The organism is Methylobacter tundripaludum SV96, assembly GCF_000190755.2.
Classification (GTDB): domain Bacteria; phylum Pseudomonadota; class Gammaproteobacteria; order Methylococcales; family Methylomonadaceae; genus Methylobacter_A; species Methylobacter_A tundripaludum.
Genome location: NZ_JH109153.1, coordinates 638594 through 640460, shown reverse-complemented (window position 1 = coordinate 640460; position 1867 = coordinate 638594). Strand labels below are relative to the sequence as shown.

Annotated in this window: 3 protein-coding genes and 3 tRNA genes; 5 read left to right on the top strand and 1 reads right to left on the bottom strand. The window is 45.8% G+C overall.

Annotation, left to right across the window (positions count from 1 at the left end; genetic code table 11):
• The 4 genes from METTU_RS22660 to METTU_RS16010 all read left to right on the top strand — a co-directional run.
• A partial coding sequence (locus METTU_RS22660) for an ISAzo13-like element transposase-related protein (RefSeq protein ID WP_040580920.1) occupies positions 1-293 on the top strand: 293 nt, incomplete at its 5' end.
• Between the two features lie 181 nt (positions 294-474).
• Positions 475-551: transfer RNA gene (locus METTU_RS16020), tRNA-Pro, on the top strand.
• A gap of 5 nt (positions 552-556) precedes the next feature.
• Positions 557-633: transfer RNA gene (locus tag METTU_RS16015), tRNA-Arg, on the top strand.
• Between the two features lie 23 nt (positions 634-656).
• Positions 657-732, top strand: a tRNA-His gene (locus METTU_RS16010).
• A 144-nt stretch (positions 733-876) separates the two neighbouring features.
• On the opposite strand, the gene METTU_RS23345 is transcribed toward METTU_RS16010, so the two are convergent.
• On the bottom strand, positions 877-1032 hold the full coding sequence (locus tag METTU_RS23345) for a hypothetical protein (RefSeq protein WP_169624953.1): 156 nt from the start codon (positions 1030-1032) through the stop codon (positions 877-879).
• A 243-nt stretch (positions 1033-1275) separates the two neighbouring features.
• On the opposite strand from METTU_RS23345, the gene METTU_RS16005 reads away from it, so the two are divergent.
• On the top strand, positions 1276-1867 hold a 592-nt coding region (locus METTU_RS16005), incomplete at its 3' end, for an IS1182 family transposase (RefSeq protein WP_006892829.1).

Sequence of the window (1867 nt, the reverse complement as noted above, 5' to 3'; positions counted from 1 at the left end):
TACGTATAGCGCACTATCCACCGTACTGCTCGAAACACAATCCCATCGAACATCGGTTGTTTCCGCATATTACGCGTGCTTGTCGGGGTGTTGTTTTTCATTCGCTCACCATCGCCAAGCAATTTATGGAGAAGGCGAAAACTAACACGGGATTGAACGTGACGGTTGATATTTTGACAGGGGTCTATGCGACGGGTAAAAAATGCGCCACTGATTTCCTCAAAACCATGACTATTGCGTTTGATGACTATCTTCCTCGTTGGAACTACCGAGCCATCCCTAAAGATTACTGATTTCGGGAAGTTATTTTTAGCCAAATCCTAAGTCAATGTAAATTGAGCTGATTGCAATTGTCTTGATAAATTATTTATAGATGATGAAAAAAAAGTATTGACGATATGGGGATGTATCGTTATCATAGACAGCTCTTCAAGGGTGGTTAGAAGTTAAGCAAGCCATTAAAAAGGAGATTGTCGGGGTATAGCGCAGTTTGGTAGCGCGCCTGCTTTGGGAGCAGGATGTCGGGAGTTCGAATCTCTCTACCCCGACCAATTTAGCGCTTGTAGCTCAACCGGATAGAGCACCGGCCTTCTAAGCCGGGGGTCGCAGGTTCGAGTCCTGCCAAGCGCACCATTCGTAGAAAATCCCATATTATGGTGAGCGTAGCTCAGTTGGTAGAGTCCCGGATTGTGATTCCGGTTGTCGCGGGTTCGAGCCCCGTCGTTCACCCCATTAAATTTATAGCTTACCTTAAGCTATAACTGTTCTTAAGATTAGTTCCTAATTAACCTATTAGGACTAATAGTCAATTCGCCTATCTACATAAGAAAAGTCATGTGGATTTTTGAGCGAGATTTCCTCTCATAAGTATGTGCTTCATTTATTGGTCACTTGCCTTTTTACAGGCTTTGTGTGACTAAAAATTCCTTTATTTCCGCGTGTTGATAACAATTCAAGTTCTTGAATGAAGTTTTGCAAATTAAGTGCAACTTCTGTAATAGTGGCGGCTTGAGCAAAACCTCCTGCCATCATGACATTTGTAGCTTTGCCTGTCTTGGCTGGTAAGCCAGGGCAAGATACCAATGCAGCTACCTAAACCGAGTACTCTAGCGCCGGGAAAAGACAAGCGGTTTTGAGTGCGCCCATTCGGTATTCATCCTTCAGCATGTGGTGATGGTATTCTCAAGGGGCGAATTAGCCCTAGGAGACTGTCGGATTTAGCAGTGCAAAAAGTGTTAAAATAACCCTATCGAAACACCAAATCAAAAAACAAAAATGGCTACCCAATTCATCCTGATTGATCGCGATACCCCCTACATTCTGCCCCCGTGTGTTCAGGATTATTTGCCTGAAGATCATATGGCCCGTTTTGTTGTCGAGATTGTCGATCAACTGGATTTACGGACGCTATCAGCCGTCTATGCGGGCAAAGGAAAGCGCCCCTATCATCCGGCGATGCTGTTGGCGTTGCTGTTCTACGGTTACGCGACCGGCGTATTTTCCAGTCGCAAACTGGAGAAAGCCACTCATGACTCGATGGCCTTTAAATACATCTGCGCCAACGAAAACCCAGATCACGACACCATCAACAGCTTTCGCAAGCGCTTTGGCAAAGAGATCGAAAGCCTATTTGTCGAGATATTGGTACTTGCACAAACCTTGGGGCTGCTTAAGCTGGGTACGGTGAGCCTGGACGGCACCAAGATTAAAGCCAATGCCAGCAAGCATAAAGCCTTGAGCTGGGATTACGCCAATCAACTGGAAGCCCAGTTCAAACAGGAAGTTGAAACCTTGATGAAACTGGCTGAAGCCGCCGACAATTCCCCGCTTCCAGAAGACATGGATGTACCAAGGAACTCAAACGCCG